This is a genomic window from Paenibacillus provencensis, from assembly GCF_042678545.1.
Lineage (GTDB): Bacteria > Bacillota > Bacilli > Paenibacillales > Paenibacillaceae > Paenibacillus > Paenibacillus provencensis.
Window position 1 is genome coordinate 164,499 of sequence record NZ_JBHTKX010000003.1, and the last position, 16,601, is coordinate 181,099.

Consider the following 16,601-nt stretch of genomic DNA (forward strand, 5'->3'; position numbering starts at 1 on the left):
ATGCCGACCGGGACGACTGGAGGCATGAAGGGATGAGTAAGCATGAGCAGGGCAGGAGCAGCTCGGATCAGAGTACTTCCGGGTTTTGGAATAAATATGGGATTTACGGTGCTGTATTTAAGTTTGGTTGTCTTAATTCCACTTGCAGCGCTGCTGTTTAATTCAACAGGGCTTACTTGGGCAAAGTTTGCGGATATGGCTACAGATCCACGAATTCTCGCTTCCTTCAGAGTCAGCTTTATGACCGCAGGCTTTGCTGCATTTGCCAACCTGTTTCTGGGGCTGCTGTTAGCCTGGGTGCTGGTCCGATACGAGTTCCCCGGCAAGAAAATATTTGATGCCATCATTGATCTGCCCTTTGCACTTCCCACGGCAGTTGCGGGAGTTGCGCTCACAGCGCTCTATGCTCCAAATGGGTGGATTGGTTCCATTTTTGAACCGCTGGGGATTCAGATTGCATTCTCGCAGCTTGGGATTACGCTTGCCCTGATGTTCATCGGCATTCCGTTTGTGGTACGCACAGTCCAGCCGGTACTGGCTGAACTGGAGAAGGATGTAGAAGAAGCGGCAGCTACGCTGGGAGCTGGACGCTGGCTTACTTTTCGGAAGGTTGTTCTGCCAGAGCTTATTCCTCCTTTGCTTACCGGATTTGCTCTTGCATTCGCGAGAGGAATCGGTGAATACGGCTCGGTTGTGTTCATTTCAGGCAATATGCCGATGAAGACGGAGATTGCTCCGCTCCTCATCATGACCCAGCTTGAGCGGTTTGATTATGCAGGGGCAACAGCCGTCGCACTGCTGCTGCTCATCGTCTCCTTTGTCCTGTTATTTCTTATTAATACATTACAGCGCTGGAGCCGGAAGACATCCCGCACATAGGAGGAATGCATTATGGCAGGAACAATACCTTTAGGAGCAAGTACGCGGACGAATGCGAGACAGTCACGGGCGACGACAGAAGCGCCCTGGGTGAAGTGGGTGCTCATAGGAGCGGCCATACTCGTTATGGGCTGGCTGCTTATTCTGCCGCTTGTTATTGTTATTGCAGAAGCGCTGAAGCAGGGGGTGGGAGTGTTTTTTGCTGCACTCTCGGAACCAGATGCATTGTCCGCGCTTAGACTTACGCTGCTGGTCGCTGTGATTACGGTACCGCTGAATACAGTTTTCGGGATCGCGGCCGCTTGGGTTATTACGAAATTCCAATTTCGCGGGAAGGGTCTGCTCATTACCTTAATCGATCTGCCCTTCTCCATTTCACCTGTTGTGGCCGGTCTGATGCTTGTCCTCGTATTCGGATCCCACGGCTGGCTGGGACCTTTATTAGAATCATGGAATGTGAGCATTATTTTTGCCGTTCCAGGTATTGTACTCGCGACCTTGTTTATCACGTTCCCTTTTGTAGCACGTGAGCTTATCCCGCTGATGGAGGATCAAGGAACACAGGAGGAAGAAGCGGCTGTGATGCTTGGGGCCAAGGGCTGGAGAGTATTCTTCCAAGTGACGCTTCCTAACATTAAATGGGGGCTGCTGTACGGTGTCATCTTGTGTAATGCCAGAGCGATGGGGGAATTCGGAGCGGTGTCCGTCGTATCAGGTCATATTCGCGGACTGACGAATACACTGCCGCTCCATGTAGAGATTTTGTATAACGAGTATCAGTTTGCTGCTTCATTTGCTGTTGCATCCTTACTGCTCGTGCTTGCCCTGATTACGCTTCTATTAAAGAGCTGGTTCACAAGAAAGGGTACGCATTAGAGCTTTCTGAAGTCAGGGTGTGTTCCTGCAAATTCGAGCTATAGGTTTGAATAAATAAGCAGGGTACGCTAATAGGCCCGATTTAATAGGAGGCGTTAATAATGACTAAACCGCTTAAAGTCGATGAAGTGTGGATGGATCGTATCGCCAGTTTGTTGAATGAAATGGAATTTGGTTCACTGTCCATCATTGTCCATGAAGGACAGATTGTACAGATGGAACGGACCGAGCGCAAACGTTATGAGAACACATCTTCAAATACCTCTAAATCGGGCAAATCTCGCAGTGCAGCGGCAGGAGTCGCTGATTCCCTATCAAGTGGTTCGCGCGCATTGCGCAAATCGGGGTCTTCATAAACATTCATAGCTTGTACGTTGAAATGAAAATAAGCAGCCCCTTTGTCTTCTATAGAAGCGTGAGGAACTGCTTATTTATGTTGTACTAACGATAGAGCTGTGAATCTTGATTATCCACGGCTGCGAATTGCCCAGCATAAGGCCGTTCTTTGCGGGAAGGTGGTTTACTCCATTTGAATCCGAGCAGGAACAAGATCAGCTGTCCTGCAAGAACGTAAGGTGCAGCAGCAAGCCCGATCAGATGGAACAATGCTGCCAAAATAATGGCCGAGGACAGAAGGTTGGTGATCACGCTTGCGGCTGTATGCGGCTTCATCAAGATGAGGATGTATACGTATGCGATCGATATCATTCCGGATACAAGTCTTGCGCTCAGCAATACCCATTCCCACACCGAGCTGCCCTCGGTGATATCTCTTGCTCCTGTCATGAATTGATACAACAGTACAGCGATACCTACCGCTGCAAGGGGAGCGAACAGAGGCTGGATAATCTGCCACAATGCTTGTCCCCATCTTGGGGAGTGCACGGAAGAGAACAATCGGTCTCGTTCGGCAGCCAGCCGGGTCATTTCCCTTTCAAGAGAACGTGAGAGTAATCGGAGTCCAGCTTCGTCTCCTTCTGCAAGGCAGGCCTGTATCTGTTCTCTCAGATGCGGCGTGAGGCAGGGCGCGGACTTGCTCTCTTGAAGCGCGAGGATAAGTGCCCCGTGCAGAGGCTCCCCGGGAAGACCGTCATTCTTCAGACCAAGGGTTAAATGTCCCGCAAGCTTGGAGTAGGTATAGAGCGTATCCTGAAGATCATCCATTCGTCGGTACTTGCCCTGTCGCAAGCTGGATGCATGATATATGTAGAGCCACAGCAGCAGCACGATCATGAAGGCGGCAATAGCAATCACCTGTGGGGACAGCGAGATGCCGTCAATTTGTACAATATAATTCAGGCTTCTCCCTCCTTTACACTAAAGCGGCGATACCTTCTCTCACTATTGCATAGGAACCGGGGGTTTTCAAGTCGAAAAGGGGGCGAAGAGAAAATTAAAGCGGAGAAGTGTGAAGGAATGGAACATGTGTTTTCTTTATTGCTATAAATATCGTAAACTAGTTCCATGGAAAGAGATCGAGTTAAGCAGCCATCTGAAATAATTAAGTCCCAATTGGGCAAATCTAGAAAGGAAGTATACTTGAATTAATTTCATCATACGGGGTGGACTATAAACATGGAAATTACATATCAAATTCCTTCGCCACAAGACTATTTAGACCTTCGAAAAGCTGCGGGTCTGTCCTTGATGAGTCTTGACGGAGCTCAAAAGGGGCTGCCGAATACGCTGTTCGCAGTGAGTTTAATAGAAGAGGGCGAGCTTATCGGCATGGGCAGAGTTGTTGGCGACGGAGGATTACAGTTTTTTATAACGGATATTGCTGTCAATCCCGAGTATCAGGGCAATGGATATGGCAAGACCATTATGCAAGAGATCCGCAAGTATCTGGATGAGCATGTCCCTGAGAAGGGCCTGGTGTCACTGCTGGCCGATATCCCGGCTGACCGATTATATGAGCAGTTTGGCTTTAGGCATTCGGCACCGGAATCCCAAGGCATGCATTGGAAACAAAAATAGAAATTATTGGAGATAAATTGTTGGTCGAATTGACAAATAAGTTCCACTATGAAAAGATTATAGATATATATTTTAACCGCGAAGGATTGCAAGTGGCCCCTGGTATTCTGAGATGGTTCAGAAGCAATAGGTGGCCATTTTTTCGGTCATCGGAACAATTTCAGATGGAAAGCTTCAATTGGAGTAGAGCAATAAACAGGCTGCATTAAGATATCGCTGGGTCCTCCTCTGAAACAGAAGGGTGAACACTTATTTACTGTTATAGTACCATTCACATCACTTAGGTCGTTAATAAAGTGAGGAGATGTATGCTTATATGGGACAGTACAGCTATTTGAGTCATTTGGAATGTCCAAAGTGCGGACTGATTTATCATACAACAGGCGTTCAACAGTTGTGCACTTGCGGATCTCCGTTAAATGCCCGATACGATCTGGATAGTCTTAAGAAAGAATGGAACCCTGAATCTTTAAAAGGCAGGGAAATGAACCTGTGGAGATACCATGAGCTGCTCCCTGTAAGGGAACCGGAGCATGTAATCACATTGGGTGAAGGGATGACACCGCTGCTTCGTATGCCAGGTCTGGGGATCGATATGGCGATCCCTCAGCTGTATATGAAGGATGAAGGCTTGACGCCGAGCGGATCTTTTAAGTCACGCGGTGCGGCCGTTGGTGTTTCCAAGGCCAAAGAACTTGGCGTTTCCAAATTTGCGATGCCGACTAACGGAAATGCAGGCGCGGCCTGGTCCTTATATGCTGCTCGCGCGGGTATTCAGGCAACCATAGTAATGCCTGTTGACGCTCCGCTGATTACACGCAATGAATGTATTGCGGCAGGTGCTGATTTGTACCTTGTGAATGGCTTAATCAGTGATGCGGGCAAGATTGTTACGGATAAGGTGAGATCAGAGGGGATTTACGATGCATCTACTCTCAAGGAGCCTTATCGAATTGAGGGCAAGAAGACGATGGGACTGGAGATTGCCGAACAGCTAGGTTGGCAGTTACCCGACGTTATTCTGTATCCGACAGGCGGCGGTGTGGGCTTGATCGGGATCTATAAAGGTCTGCTGGAGCTTCAGGAGCTGGGCTTTATAACCGGTCGTCTGCCGAAGCTGGTCGCTGTACAGGCGGCAGGCTGCGCTCCAATCGTTAAAGCATGGGAGCAGAATGCGACCGAATCGGAATTCTGGTCTGACTCGGAGACGATTGCCTTCGGCATTAATGTGCCCAAAGCGATCGGAGATTTCCTTGTACTGGACGCCATATATGAGACTGACGGAGCTGCCATTGCTGTAACGGAAGCGGAAATCCTGGCCGAACAGCGACTGGCAGCCCGGCTGGAAGGATCATTCATTTGTCCGGAAGGCGCAGCTGCTTTTGCTGCAGCACGCATACTTCGGGCGAACGGATGGATTCAAGATAATGAGAAGGTGATTGTACTCAATACGGGCTCGGGTATTAAGTATCCGGAAACGATATCCGGCGAAGTTCCACTGCTGAATCCGGGAGATACGATTCCCAATGCGCTACGTAATAGCACTTAAGGATAATATAAATCGTAGATAGCCATCTCGCTCCAGCTGGGCAGGATGGCTTTTCTTGTGAATATGGAATAGTGTATGGTGAGTAGGGGGGCGTCTCTAACATGCCTGGAGTATCTTTTTTGAATGAGAGATGCATAACTAAGCGATGAAGCATGAGATGTAAACAATTGACGTTTTAAGAGGGAGCGTACCTGATTAATATAGAGTGGGCACACGCTAGTATAGTACAGAAACGGGGACTGAATGATATGAATATAGCTTTATTTGGTGCAACAGGAACCATTGGACAAGCGATCTTGGAAGAAGCATTGGGAAGAAAAATGACGGTAACTGCGATTGTGCGGAATCGGTTTAAATTTAATGAGAAGCGCGAGGGGCTCACCATTGTAGAGGGTGACATTCTGAGACCTGAATCTGTTGCTGAAGCAGTGAAGGGACATGATGTGGTAATTAGTGCGTACGGTCCTGAATTCGGTAAGGAAGAGGAACTGGTCGAGGCAGCCCGGTCGCTCGTTGAGGGCATTCGAAACAGTGGAGTCCAGCGCTTCCTTGTCGTTGGCGGAGCAGGCAGTCTTCTGACAGATAGCGGAGTGCCGCTGATGGAGACTCCGGAATTTCCGGAAGAAGTTAGACCCCTGGCGCTCGCACATCGGGATGCATTTCATATTTACGAGGAGTCCGATCTGGACTGGACTTATTTGAGTCCGGCAGCAACCATTGAACCCGGTCGCCGTACAGGCAATTTTCGAATTGGCACAGATCGTCTTATTCTGGATGAAGCCGGGCAAAGCCGTATATCTGTCGAAGATTATGCAGCGGCTATGGTGGATGAAGCGGATGATCCGTATTTCAGCGGATCCCGATTTACTGTGGCTTATTAGAAGAGGGTTTATGGTTTATTTTAGCGAGCGAGGTATATATCCCTCGCTCTTTTTGATAGGAGGGGCTGGAAGATGTATGTTGTAACCGCGAAGCAGATGCGTGAGCTCGATAACATCGTAATCGAGAAGATCGGGGTTCCTTCGGCGAGTCTGATGGAGAATGCAGGCAAGGTGCTCGCTGAAGAAGTGGTGAAGCTATGTCATGAAGAGCAGAATTGCCGGATAGAACTGAGAACGCCGCGAAGAACGCCGCGAAACCCATTACAGGAAGATGAGGATGACAATCGCCGGATATTTGAAGACTGGCGTGGTGTGAGAGGTACGCTTCGTGCCGAGGAGATGTTACGTATCAATGACCGAAGCCAGGAGCACTGGTACATACTCATTGGAAAAGGAAATAACGGCGGCGATGGACTCGTGTGCGCCCGGCATTTGCAGGAGGCTGGCATGCAAGTAACGATTGTTTATGCTGTTCCGCCTTCAGTGCTTGAACAGGATGCTGCACTTCAAAGGGACGCGGCAGCAGCTTATGGGATCCCAGCGATTGTATATAAAGAGAATGAGCAGCTGTCATTTCAAGGCGTTACCGGCATCGTGGATGCGCTGCTGGGTACGGGAAGCAATGGGGCGCCGCGCAAAGCTTATGCAGCCTTGATCCGTGAGGCCAATGAGAGCGGACTCCCTATTGTCTCTGCTGATATTCCAAGCGGGTTAAATACGGATACAGGAGAACTCTTCGAGCCTCATATCCGGGCGAAGGTGACCGTGTGCTTCGCCTTGTTGAAACGAGGGCTGACCCAATATCCCGGGGCAGAGGCAGCAGGCCGCATCGTTGTGAGATCCATTGGGATTCCGCCTAAGCTCGCAGCGGATCGGGGCATTTCTGTTCGAGTCCTTACAGAAGAGGTATTGGAGGGGACGCTTGGCATGGATCTGGCGCTCCGAAGATCAGGCGAAGGGCATAAGGGGACCTATGGACATGTGCTGCTTACCGCCGGGACGCTTGCAATGAGCGGGGCAGGGCTTCTGAGTGCGCGTGCTTCGCTCAGATCAGGCTGCGGTCTGACCACATGGGCGCTGCCTTATGAGCTGATGCCGCATGTCATCGGCAAGGTGCCTGAGCTGATGCTCGCAGAGGCGGTGAGAGGGAATGACGGATCGTGGACGAAGGAATCAGCGAAGCGAGTTATACAGCTCGCGGAGGGCAAGGATGTGCTGGCCATTGGACCGGGGCTTGGCCGCTTTGAAGGAGATACACAGTGGCTTCGCCGGATTGTTGAAGCATGCGATTTGCCCATTGTAATTGATGCCGATGCGCTTAATATGGCTGCAGCAGGAGGCGAAGATTTCTTCCTGGGGATGTCCCGAACTGCACCGCTCATTATGACGCCTCATCCAGGAGAAATGGCCCGTTTGATCGATATATCCACTAAAGAGGTCCAGCGAGATCGAATCGCTCATGCGGCAGAATATGCAGAGAAAACAGGCGTTACCCTTGTGCTCAAGGGCTCGCGTACGGTCATCGCTGCACCTTCAGGCAGCATCTTTATTAATCTGACCGGACATCCTGGTATGGGAACCGGCGGGGCAGGGGACGTGCTGACCGGTATGATTGCGGGTCTATTGGCACAAGGATGGAGTGCAGAGCAGGCAGCAGCATATGGTGTGTATCTGCACGGACTCGCTGGAGAACGTGCTGCTTACAAGCGGCATAATCCTGGAGGAATTACCGCCGGAGACATTGTTGACGCATTGTAATATAGAGTATCAACAGGAAGCCTCTGGTAAGAAGGCGGCCAGATATCCAGTCAAGTTTAAGGACACAGGACACGCAGAAGCGTGTCCTTTTACAGTTTACAACTGAAGCTGAATCTCATCCATTCGCAGAATTTAGATAGACGGAATCTAGAAGGAATAATACGTTAGTCCATACTCCATCAAAAAGGAACGAACGAGCGACCTGGAGCTGATGATGCTATGCAGCTCTTCGTCCGCCTCCTGCATCAACTGCAGATCTGCGAGTGCTTCCTCGGCTATTCGGGTGCGTTCCATTCCCCAATCCTGTTCATGATCTGCAATGCAGGTCTTTGCCTGCTCTACTGTCAGCTCCTTAAGGACAGTAAACACAGAGATCCAGGTGATCAGATCTTCCGGAGCGCTCTCCTGTGGAAGGTCAAATTCGGCAAAACCGTGTGCCGTCCCACAAGTGATTTTAAACAATCCGCAGTAATGACGATTCTCCTCTGTCAGATAAGGAAGCCGGCGAGAATCATAACGTATGATTTCCATAGAGCTGATCGCTTCTGTCTGGTAAGCAGGTTCTGAATTGTTACCCATATAGGCGAGTGCCACGAGCCTTCATCCTCCATTATTCAACCTCGTTATTATGTTGATCATCATATAGCAAATGTCACAGACGAGTAAAATGACTCATTTTCTAAAAAAACCGGATTTTCAGCAAATAAGGCTGAATTGATGAAAGTAAGCGGTTAATTAAGAGATGATCTTCGCTTATTGGACCTTTATCTATCATTGTCAGCTTCTTACTCATAATTAAAGAGAATTGAATTAATAGAGAGAAACAAAGAGGAATTTGAAGATAATAAACATCTCCGTGAAGTCAATGATTTGAAATCCGCCTTATATGAGGAACGGACTTTCTTTACAGCAGAACCCGTCAGGATTATGATTCATTGCATAAAAGCTTTGCGCCATACAATTTCATATCGCTTAATCCTTTGATGAACTCAAGGGAGCGGGGGAACCAGTGAGGCCTGCATAAGCAGGCTACGAGGGGTGAATCCTAAAGAGCACAGGATATGTGCTTAGACAGGTAGGGCGACTCTCACGCCCGAATCCGACAGCTAACCTCGTCAGCGTATCTAGAGAGACTTTCTTATATCCGAGTTCTTATGTGGCAGCGGTCTATTTCCGTCTGCCCAAATAAGAAGCTGGGCGGAAGAGATTTCTCTTGCCTAGCTTCTTTTTTTTATGCTGGATGGAAGGGAGAAACGGAAGGGGAATGCACAGATGTCCGTTGATGACGATGACGTCATAATCGTTGCAGCCGGGAACAAGCCGGGCAGGTCCTTTATAGAGACATTGAAATCGAAGGGTTTGTCGTTTGCCATCATAGAGTCAGCTCTGAGCATGAGCGTAAAGAAATACAAGGGCTATACATGGAGCTGATCATTCAAGTGGACTTTGCCGAACAATCACCCGAGCTGCCTGAATTTCATGTGGGCAATGTCTATCTGTTCGAGGAAAGTCTGCTGCTCTGCTGCAAGTATATCCAGACCTGCCGGTCATGGACCTGTAATCCGATCTATGTCATTACAGAGCGAAGCAAGCCGCGGCTCATCTATAGAGGGCTTGGTGCGACACATGTTATCTACAGCCGCGGCAGCGACTTTTCTTCTTACTCTAAACCGGATAGGGAGGTGCTTAGCAAATGCTGGATTTCATCATGATCATATTAATCAGCCTGTTGACGCTTATATCAATTGGAGTTATCAAGGGCTCGGACAAAATCACTTCGGAAGGGAGTGAAGAAAAGTGATGTGGGTGCTGCTTGTTATTGCCGCTGCTGTATTCATATATTTGGTCTACGCGCTGCTTAACCCAGAGAAATTTTAAAGTCGTAATTAGGAACTAATTCTTGTAACAACAGATTCATGATATTCATAGGAGGATGATAAGTAGATATGTTAACCGTTATTTCCATCGGTGTGACCCTTGCGGTCGTGCTCCTGCTTGCTCGTCCGGCAGGTCTGTATATTGCAAGTGCATTTCGTTATGAACCCACCCGAATTGATCCTTGGTTCAAATGGATAGAGAGACCCATCTATGCTGTCAGCGGCATCAAGGAGACGAATCAGACCTGGAAGCAGTACGCGGCTTCCTTTGTACTCAGCAATACAGTCATGATCGTTCTCGTCTATCTGATCTTCCGGATACAGGCTCATCTGCCGCTGAATCCAAGCGGTGCTGCAAGTATGGAGCCGACACTCGCTTTTAATACCGCAATCAGCTTCATGACCAATACGAATTTGCAGCATTACAGCGGGGAATCCGGTCTCAGCTATTTATCACAGATGATCGCTGTTGTTTTTATGATGTTTACCGCACCGGCTTCTGCCTTCGCGGTGGCGATCGCTTTTATTAGAGGACTTATCGGCAAGCCGCTCGGAAACTTCTTTGTGGATGTCGTTCGAAGCATAACAAGAGTATTGCTTCCGGTTGCCTTCGTAGCTGCCATACTATTTGTAGCGGCAGGCGTTCCGCAGACGTTAAAAGCAACAGCAGCGGTAACGACGCTCGAGGGCGGTGTGCAGGAAATCGCAAGAGGCCCGGTAGGTTCCTTCTTGTCCATTAAGCAGGTAGGAAACAACGGCGGTGGTTTCTTCGGAGTAAACTCGGCTCATCCGTTCGAGAATCCTAACGGATTTACGAACTTTCTGCAGCTCGTACTGATGCTTCTGTTCCCGGTGTCCCTGCCATTCGCTTATGGCAAGATGGTGGGGAACAAGAAGCAGGGACGTGTCCTGTTTGTCTCGATGGCAATCATGTTTCTCGTGCTGATGGGGGTATCCCTCGGAGCGGAAGCAAACGGCAATCCAAATATCGAGGCCATGGGTATTCAGCAGGAAGGAGGCAGCATGGAGGGGAAGGAAGCCCGCTTCGGTGTGGCCTTGTCTTCTCTGTATTTGGTCGTGACGACAGCTTCCGAGACAGGGGCAGTCAATACCATGCATGATACACTGACACCGCTTGGTGGATTTGTCACACTGGCCAATATGATGCTGAATACGGTATTCGGCGGTATGGGTGCCGGATTCCTGAATGTGCTGATGTACGCACTTATTGCCGTCTTTTTGTCCGGTCTTATGGTGGGACGCACCCCGGAATTTCTCGGCAAGAAGCTGGAAGGCAAAGAAATCAAGCTGATTGCGATCAGCCTGCTGATTCAGCCCCTGCTCATTCTGGCTCCTACAGCACTGGCACTGCTCACCAATGCGGACACGATATCGAATCCCGGGTATCATGGTCTGTCGCAGGTGCTGTATGAGTACACTTCATCGGCTGCCAATAATGGTTCCGGATTCGAAGGATTGGGAGATGCAACACCGTTCTGGAACATTTCTACCGGAATTGTCATGTACTTGGGCAGATATCTCTCAATAGTGCTGCTGCTTGCTGTTGCAGGATCACTGGCTGGGAAGAAGAGCACACCTGTGACCTCGGGAACGTTTCGGACGGACACCTATCTATTTGCCGCGGTCTTTGTCGGTACGGTACTGATTGTAGGGGCACTGACTTATTTCCCGGCGATGGTGCTTGGACCGATTGCAGAGCATTTGACGCTGAACTGGTAGTCTTCGAACTATTATAGTAAGTTTCAATTTCATAACTCATTAAAAAGGTGAATTCGAATCTATATAGACAAACTAAATCAGTTGAAGTTCTTATTTGAATGGAGGAACATTCGTCAATGGGACAAAAAAAATCAATGCTGAACAAGAAGCTCGTGCAGCAAGCGATGCTTGAAGCCGTCTATAAATTGAATCCAAAAGTGATGCTGCAAAATCCAATTATGTTCGTCGTCGAAGTGGGCATGGTTATCACGTTACTGCTGACCCTGTTTCCGAATCTGCTCGGTACAGAGGGCTCACGGGGATTTAATCTGACGGTCACGGTTATCCTGCTTATAACCGTCTGGTTCGCCAATTTTGCAGAGGCGCTTGCAGAGGGGCGGGGGAAGGCGCAGGCCGACAGTCTGAAGCAGACCAAGCAGGACATTACAGCTAACAAGGTAGCTGGTGATCATATTAAGGTCGTATCCTCTTCAGAACTCCGCAAAGGCGATGTCGTATTTGTGAGAGAAGGTGAGCTGATACCGGGTGATGGTGAAGTGATTGAAGGGCTTGCTTCTGTCGATGAATCGGCGATTACGGGAGAGTCGGCACCAGTCATTAAGGAGGCTGGCGGAGATTTCAGCTCGGTGACGGGCGGAACAAGGGTTGTCAGCGACCGGATTAAGGTCCGGATTACGAGTGATCCGGGAGAGTCGTTCCTCGACCGAATGATTTCTCTGGTGGAAGGAGCCAAACGGCAGAAGACACCGAATGAGATTGCATTAAACACGGTACTCATGAGTCTCACGATCATCTTCCTGCTCGTTGTTGTCGCGCTTCCGTTCTATGCGGACTATCTGGAAATTCAGCTTGAAATTCCAATTCTTATCGCCTTACTGGTGTGTCTAATCCCGACAACCATCGGCGGCTTGCTGTCTGCTATCGGGATTGCAGGAATGGACCGGGTTACTCAGTTTAATGTGCTGGCGATGTCTGGTAAGGCTGTTGAAGCTTCGGGGGATGTGAGCACCATTATATTGGATAAGACAGGTACAATAACTTACGGTAACCGAATGGCAAGTGAATTTGTGCCGGTTGGGGATGAGACGCAGCAAGCGCTCGTTTACTGGTCGGCCGTCAGCTCGGTGAAAGACGAGACCCCGGAAGGACGATCTGTGCTGGAGCTAATGAGGAAGATGTCGATCGATATGGATGAAAGTGGGGCGGAAGGGGAGTTTGTGCCTTTTAAGGCGGAGACAAGAATGAGCGGAATGGATCTTCCCGATGGAAGACAGGTACGCAAGGGCGCAGTGGACTCCATCAAAAAATGGGTGAAGCAGCAAGGTGGGAGCATTCCGCATAACCTTGATGCGAACAGTGATGCCTTTGCAACTGCCGGGGGAACGCCGCTCGCGGTTGCGGTAGACAGCAAAATCTACGGACTGATCTACTTGAAGGATACCGTCAAGCCCGGAATGAAGCAGCGTTTTGATCAGCTGCGCGAGATGGGAATCAAGACGATCATGTGTACAGGTGACAATCCGCTGACTGCAGCGACCATTGCAAGAGAGGCGGGCGTTGATGATTACATCGCGGAAAGTACGCCAGAGGATAAGATTGCTGTGATTCGACGAGAGCAGTCGGAAGGCAAACTTGTAGCGATGACGGGGGACGGTACGAATGACGCACCGGCTCTGGCCCAAGCGGATGTAGGGATTGCGATGAACAGCGGTACTGTTGCTGCCAAGGAAGCAGCCAATATGGTCGATCTCGATTCCGATCCCTCCAAGATTATTGAGGTGGTCGCGATCGGGAAGCAGCTGCTGATGACACGCGGAGCGCTGACAACGTTCAGTATCGCGAATGATATCGCCAAGTATTTTGCCATTATCCCGGCGATGTTCATGCTGGCTATTCCTCAGCTTGAAATACTGAATGTCATGAAGCTGGGATCTCCGGCATCTGCTATCCTGTCTGCGCTTATATTTAATGCAATTATTATTCCGCTGCTGATTCCGCTGGCGATGCGGGGTATCCGGTATAAACCGATGAGCACGGCAGGCCTGCTTCGCCAGAACCTGCTTATCTATGGCGTCGGCGGCGTCATTGCCCCGTTTATTGGCATCAAAATCATTGACTTGATTGTACACATTTGGGTATAGGAGGAAGATACAGATATGCAAGTATGGACGATATCACTTAGGGTAAGCCTCGCACTGATGCTGCTCCTGGGACTGGGCTATAATCTGCTGGTCACCGGTATTGCACAGCTGATCATGCCCCATCAGGCAGATGGCAGTCTGATCTACGATGAGCAGCAAGAGCCAATTGGTTCAGAGCTGATTGGGCAGAATTTTACAGCACCAGCGTTTTTCCATGGAAGAATATCCAGCATCGAGTATAATGCTGCAGGCTCGGGATCGGGCAACTATGCCCCTTCGAATCCCGATATGCTTGCTCGTACGGAAGCCTTCATTCAAAAGTGGCAGACGGAGAACCCGGAAGTACCTATAAGCCAGCTGCCTGCAGATCTTGTCACCAATTCAGGCTCAGGACTTGATCCGCATATCAGCCCTGAGGCAGCAAGGGTACAGATTCCACGAATCAGTGCTGAAACAGGCATCTCTGAAGAAGAGCTTGCTCAAATGGTCGAACAGCATACGACGGGCAGACAATTCGGTTTCCTGGGGGAGCCGGTCGTTAGTGTCCTTGAGCTTAATCTTGAGCTTCAGTCGAAGCCTTCATACCAGTAAAGGAAGCGGGAGGGGAGCTGAATAGATACCTATCGCAGAAAAAAACCGGAAGAAATATTGGCAGCCATTCAGAAGCAGGGCTGTGGCAGATTGCACATACTGATCGGTGCGGCCAGCGGCACAGGGAAGACGTATCATATGCTGCTGGAGGGCAGATCGCTAAGTGAACAGGGAGTGCGTGTAGTGATCGGCTCCATTACAGCTTCCGACCGGGCAGAGACGTCCCAGCTCATGAACGGGCTGGATCGAGTTCCTGGAATCATCTGGAGCATAGGGGGGACAGAGACGGAAGATCTGGATGTCGAGGCGATTCTGTGCCGCCGTCCGGAATGGGTACTGGTCGATGAACTGGCCCATCGCAACCGTCCAGGTGCTGCCGCAAGAACACGGCTGGAGGAAGTTGAGCAGCTCCTTGCGCACGGCATCAGTGTGGTCACGACTGTCAATGTCTATGAACTGGAGGGAGTTCAGCACACAGCCAGTCAGCTGACAGGAATTAAAGCGGCGGAGGTTCTGCCTGGTCATGTGCTGCAGATGGCGGATGAGGTAAGGCTTGTAGATGTGACGCCCGAGAAGCTGCTCAGCCGGGTGGAGCAGCACAAGCTCCAGGTCGATCAGCACTCATCCGTCGTAAAAGAGGGGAATCTCTCGGTTCTGCGCGAGCTTGCCTTGCGGCTGGTAGCCGAAGGTGTGGGCGAATCCCTAATCAAGCTGCGGGAAGAACAGGGATATACAGGACCTTCCGGTACGGGGGAACGGATTCTCGTCTCGGTACAGTACCATTTTAACGGCTCCATCTATATCCGCAGAGGGCAGCAAATTGCAAGAAGGCTGAATGGTGATTTGCGTATTATTACGTTTGTTAACTCTAACCGGAAACGGACCAAGGAGGAGGCAGCATTTCGCAAAGCGATGATACAGCTTGCTGATAAAGTCGGGGCCAAAATTGAAGAACTGCCGATTCGGTCAAGACGAAGACTCTCGGATCAGCTGGTTGACTACGCCTTGAGAAATGGAGTGACACGCATCGTCATGGGTCATTCCAAGCAGAGCTTCATCCAGGAACTGCTGCAGGGCTCAGTCGTTAAGGACGTGCTTCGCAGGATCCGTCATGTGGATTTGTTTCTGGTCGCCGACCGGGCTGATCATGACGGGGAACGGATTCTGCCTACGAAATCCCTAAATTCAGCCGGGAGCTCGTCCGTAGTAGAGATGAAAGAACGGGACAGCAGCATCATCAGAGGACACTTCAAAGTATATATTGGAGCTGCACCTGGCGTGGGCAAGACATACACCATGCTGCGGGAAGGCAATGAGCTCCTGCACAGTGGTCTCGATGTCCGGATTGGCCTGCTCGAAACACATGGACGCCAGGAGACAGAGGACCAGATAGGACAGCTTCCGCTTATCAATCGGAAGAGAATAGCCTATCGGGGGACGGAGCTGACAGAGATGGACACAGAGGCCATTCTGCGGGAAGCACCGGATGTGGTGCTGGTGGATGAGCTTGCTCATACCAATGTCCCGGGCAGCCGGCTGAGAAAAAGGTACGAGGATATCCTTGAAATTCTTGAGGCTGGGATTTCTGTAATCTCGACTATGAATGTTCAGCATCTCGAGAGCTTGAATGATACGGTAGAGCACATCACTGGAGTTAGAGTACGAGAGACCGTCCCGGATTCCATCCTTCACCTCGCCGATGAGGTACAGATTGTGGATGTCGCGCCAAGGACGCTAAAGAAGCGGATGCGTGATGGAAAGATCTACGCTCAGGAGAAGGTCGATCAGGCTTTGCAGCATTTTTTCAAAGAGGCCAATCTGATTGCGCTAAGAGAGCTTGCACTTCGTGAACTGGCGGACGATGTGGATGAACGGCTGGAAGCCTGGGAGCGAAACAACTCCCTACGTGGACCATGGCGCCGGGAGGAGGTTATTCATGTCTGTGTGGATGTACAAGAAGATGCGGATCGTCTCATCAGGCGAGGATTTCGAATTGCACACCGGCTCAAAGCGACCTGGTATGTCAATCATGTACAGGTTACGGATCGGGAGGCCATGATGCGCAAGGAGTATAAGCATAGGCTGGATCAGTTGAAATTAATGACAGAGCGGCTTGGAGGGACCTTTCGCATCGTTCAGACAGATCACCGAAACCAGGTGCCGGAGCTGCTGATTCAATTGGCAGACCAGGATGCTGCGACTCAGATCATTACAGGCCAGTCCAAGTATCGCTACCGATTTGCATCATGCGGTAGAAGAGCGGTCATTCATCGTTTGGTGCGTGATGCCCGGCATATTGATATATTGATCGTGGCAAAGGATATGTAAGATA

At 50.0% G+C, this 16,601-nt stretch carries 16 protein-coding genes and 1 riboswitch; of the genes, 14 read left to right on the plus strand and 2 right to left on the minus strand.

Translation table 11 applies throughout. The features are described 5' to 3' along the window. Positions 1–42 precede the first annotated feature (42 nt). The 3 genes from cysT (at position 43) to ACFQ3J_RS19450 (ending at position 2,111) form a co-directional block, all read left to right on the plus strand. Complete coding sequence (gene cysT, locus ACFQ3J_RS19440; RefSeq protein ID WP_091159452.1) at positions 43–879, plus strand: sulfate ABC transporter permease subunit CysT; 837 nt, start codon at positions 43–45, stop codon at positions 877–879. A gap of 12 nt (positions 880–891) precedes the next feature. Then, entirely contained in the window at positions 892–1,755 is an 864-nt protein-coding gene (gene cysW / locus ACFQ3J_RS19445; protein ID WP_251583744.1) for a sulfate ABC transporter permease subunit CysW, read from the plus strand. Positions 1,756–1,856: 101 nt separating this feature from the next. Then, entirely contained in the window at positions 1,857–2,111 is a 255-nt protein-coding gene (locus ACFQ3J_RS19450; RefSeq protein ID WP_251583745.1) for a YezD family protein, read from the plus strand. 85 nt (positions 2,112–2,196) lie between these two features. Here ACFQ3J_RS19450 and ACFQ3J_RS19455 read toward each other — a convergent pair whose 3' ends face one another. Further along, complete coding sequence (locus tag ACFQ3J_RS19455; RefSeq protein ID WP_139236998.1) at positions 2,197–3,009, minus strand: hypothetical protein; 813 nt, start codon at positions 3,007–3,009, stop codon at positions 2,197–2,199. A 321-nt stretch (positions 3,010–3,330) separates the two neighbouring features. Here ACFQ3J_RS19455 and ACFQ3J_RS19460 point away from each other — a divergent pair, with 321 nt between their 5' ends. From ACFQ3J_RS19460 to ACFQ3J_RS19475, 4 genes are all read left to right on the plus strand, one after another. After that, complete coding sequence (locus ACFQ3J_RS19460) at positions 3,331–3,732, plus strand: GNAT family N-acetyltransferase (RefSeq protein WP_091159459.1); 402 nt, start codon at positions 3,331–3,333, stop codon at positions 3,730–3,732. Positions 3,733–4,048: 316 nt separating this feature from the next. After that, positions 4,049–5,281: a threonine synthase gene (locus ACFQ3J_RS19465; RefSeq protein ID WP_091159460.1), complete on the plus strand. Its 1,233-nt coding sequence runs from the start codon at positions 4,049–4,051 to the stop codon at positions 5,279–5,281. Between the two features lie 248 nt (positions 5,282–5,529). After that, complete coding sequence (locus tag ACFQ3J_RS19470) at positions 5,530–6,162, plus strand: NAD(P)-dependent oxidoreductase (RefSeq protein WP_251583746.1); 633 nt, start codon at positions 5,530–5,532, stop codon at positions 6,160–6,162. A 72-nt stretch (positions 6,163–6,234) separates the two neighbouring features. Further along, positions 6,235–7,920 carry an NAD(P)H-hydrate dehydratase gene (locus tag ACFQ3J_RS19475; protein WP_251583747.1) on the plus strand — a complete coding sequence of 562 codons (1,686 nt, stop codon included), beginning with the start codon at positions 6,235–6,237 and terminating at the stop codon, positions 7,918–7,920. A gap of 147 nt (positions 7,921–8,067) precedes the next feature. On the opposite strand, the gene ACFQ3J_RS19480 is transcribed toward ACFQ3J_RS19475, so the two are convergent. After that, positions 8,068–8,514: a hypothetical protein gene (locus ACFQ3J_RS19480; protein ID WP_091159465.1), complete on the minus strand. Its 447-nt coding sequence runs from the start codon at positions 8,512–8,514 to the stop codon at positions 8,068–8,070. Between the two features lie 365 nt (positions 8,515–8,879). After that, a riboswitch (cyclic di-AMP (ydaO/yuaA leader) is annotated at positions 8,880–9,057 on the plus strand. A gap of 135 nt (positions 9,058–9,192) precedes the next feature. Here ACFQ3J_RS19480 and ACFQ3J_RS19485 point away from each other — a divergent pair. The 7 genes from ACFQ3J_RS19485 (at position 9,193) to ACFQ3J_RS19515 (ending at position 16,597) form a co-directional block, all read left to right on the plus strand. Continuing rightward, positions 9,193–9,351, plus strand: a complete 159-nt coding sequence (locus tag ACFQ3J_RS19485; RefSeq protein WP_251583748.1) for a hypothetical protein — start codon at positions 9,193–9,195, stop codon at positions 9,349–9,351. Then, the gene (locus tag ACFQ3J_RS19490) at positions 9,342–9,632 is read left to right on the plus strand and encodes a hypothetical protein (RefSeq protein ID WP_251583749.1); all 291 of its coding nucleotides are present in this window, start codon (positions 9,342–9,344) and stop codon (positions 9,630–9,632) included. The genes ACFQ3J_RS19485 and ACFQ3J_RS19490 overlap by 10 nt, the downstream gene beginning before the upstream one ends. Positions 9,633–9,720: 88 nt before the next feature. After that, positions 9,721–9,798 (plus strand): K(+)-transporting ATPase subunit F, encoded by a 78-nt coding sequence (gene kdpF / locus ACFQ3J_RS19495; RefSeq protein WP_211753671.1) that lies wholly within the window; start codon positions 9,721–9,723, stop codon positions 9,796–9,798. Positions 9,799–9,866: 68 nt separating this feature from the next. After that, positions 9,867–11,537, plus strand: coding sequence for a potassium-transporting ATPase subunit KdpA (gene kdpA, locus ACFQ3J_RS19500; RefSeq protein ID WP_379293672.1), 1,671 nt, complete (start codon positions 9,867–9,869; stop codon positions 11,535–11,537). 116 nt (positions 11,538–11,653) lie between these two features. Beyond that, positions 11,654–13,678, plus strand: a complete 2,025-nt coding sequence (kdpB, locus tag ACFQ3J_RS19505) for a potassium-transporting ATPase subunit KdpB (protein WP_251583751.1) — start codon at positions 11,654–11,656, stop codon at positions 13,676–13,678. 15 nt (positions 13,679–13,693) lie between these two features. Beyond that, positions 13,694–14,269 (plus strand): potassium-transporting ATPase subunit KdpC, encoded by a 576-nt coding sequence (gene kdpC / locus ACFQ3J_RS19510; RefSeq protein WP_251583752.1) that lies wholly within the window; start codon positions 13,694–13,696, stop codon positions 14,267–14,269. Positions 14,270–14,290: 21 nt separating this feature from the next. Next, a complete protein-coding gene (locus ACFQ3J_RS19515; RefSeq protein ID WP_251583874.1) occupies positions 14,291–16,597 on the plus strand; it encodes a histidine kinase in 2,307 nt (768 codons plus the stop codon). The last annotated feature ends 4 nt before the right edge of the window (positions 16,598–16,601 follow it).

Coding starts and splice junctions, on each gene's coding strand:
- cysT (WP_091159452.1), top strand. CDS start 43: ATGAGCAGGGCAGGAGCAGCTCGGATCAGAGTACTTCCGGGTTTTGGA.
- cysW (WP_251583744.1), top strand. CDS start 892: ATGGCAGGAACAATACCTTTAGGAGCAAGTACGCGGACGAATGCGAGA.
- ACFQ3J_RS19450 (WP_251583745.1), top strand. CDS start 1,857: ATGACTAAACCGCTTAAAGTCGATGAAGTGTGGATGGATCGTATCGCC.
- ACFQ3J_RS19460 (WP_091159459.1), top strand. CDS start 3,331: ATGGAAATTACATATCAAATTCCTTCGCCACAAGACTATTTAGACCTT.
- ACFQ3J_RS19465 (WP_091159460.1), top strand. CDS start 4,049: ATGGGACAGTACAGCTATTTGAGTCATTTGGAATGTCCAAAGTGCGGA.
- ACFQ3J_RS19470 (WP_251583746.1), top strand. CDS start 5,530: ATGAATATAGCTTTATTTGGTGCAACAGGAACCATTGGACAAGCGATC.
- ACFQ3J_RS19475 (WP_251583747.1), top strand. CDS start 6,235: ATGTATGTTGTAACCGCGAAGCAGATGCGTGAGCTCGATAACATCGTA.
- ACFQ3J_RS19485 (WP_251583748.1), top strand. CDS start 9,193: ATGTCCGTTGATGACGATGACGTCATAATCGTTGCAGCCGGGAACAAG.
- ACFQ3J_RS19490 (WP_251583749.1), top strand. CDS start 9,342: ATGGAGCTGATCATTCAAGTGGACTTTGCCGAACAATCACCCGAGCTG.
- kdpF (WP_211753671.1), top strand. CDS start 9,721: ATGTGGGTGCTGCTTGTTATTGCCGCTGCTGTATTCATATATTTGGTC.
- kdpA (WP_379293672.1), top strand. CDS start 9,867: ATGTTAACCGTTATTTCCATCGGTGTGACCCTTGCGGTCGTGCTCCTG.
- kdpB (WP_251583751.1), top strand. CDS start 11,654: ATGGGACAAAAAAAATCAATGCTGAACAAGAAGCTCGTGCAGCAAGCG.
- kdpC (WP_251583752.1), top strand. CDS start 13,694: ATGCAAGTATGGACGATATCACTTAGGGTAAGCCTCGCACTGATGCTG.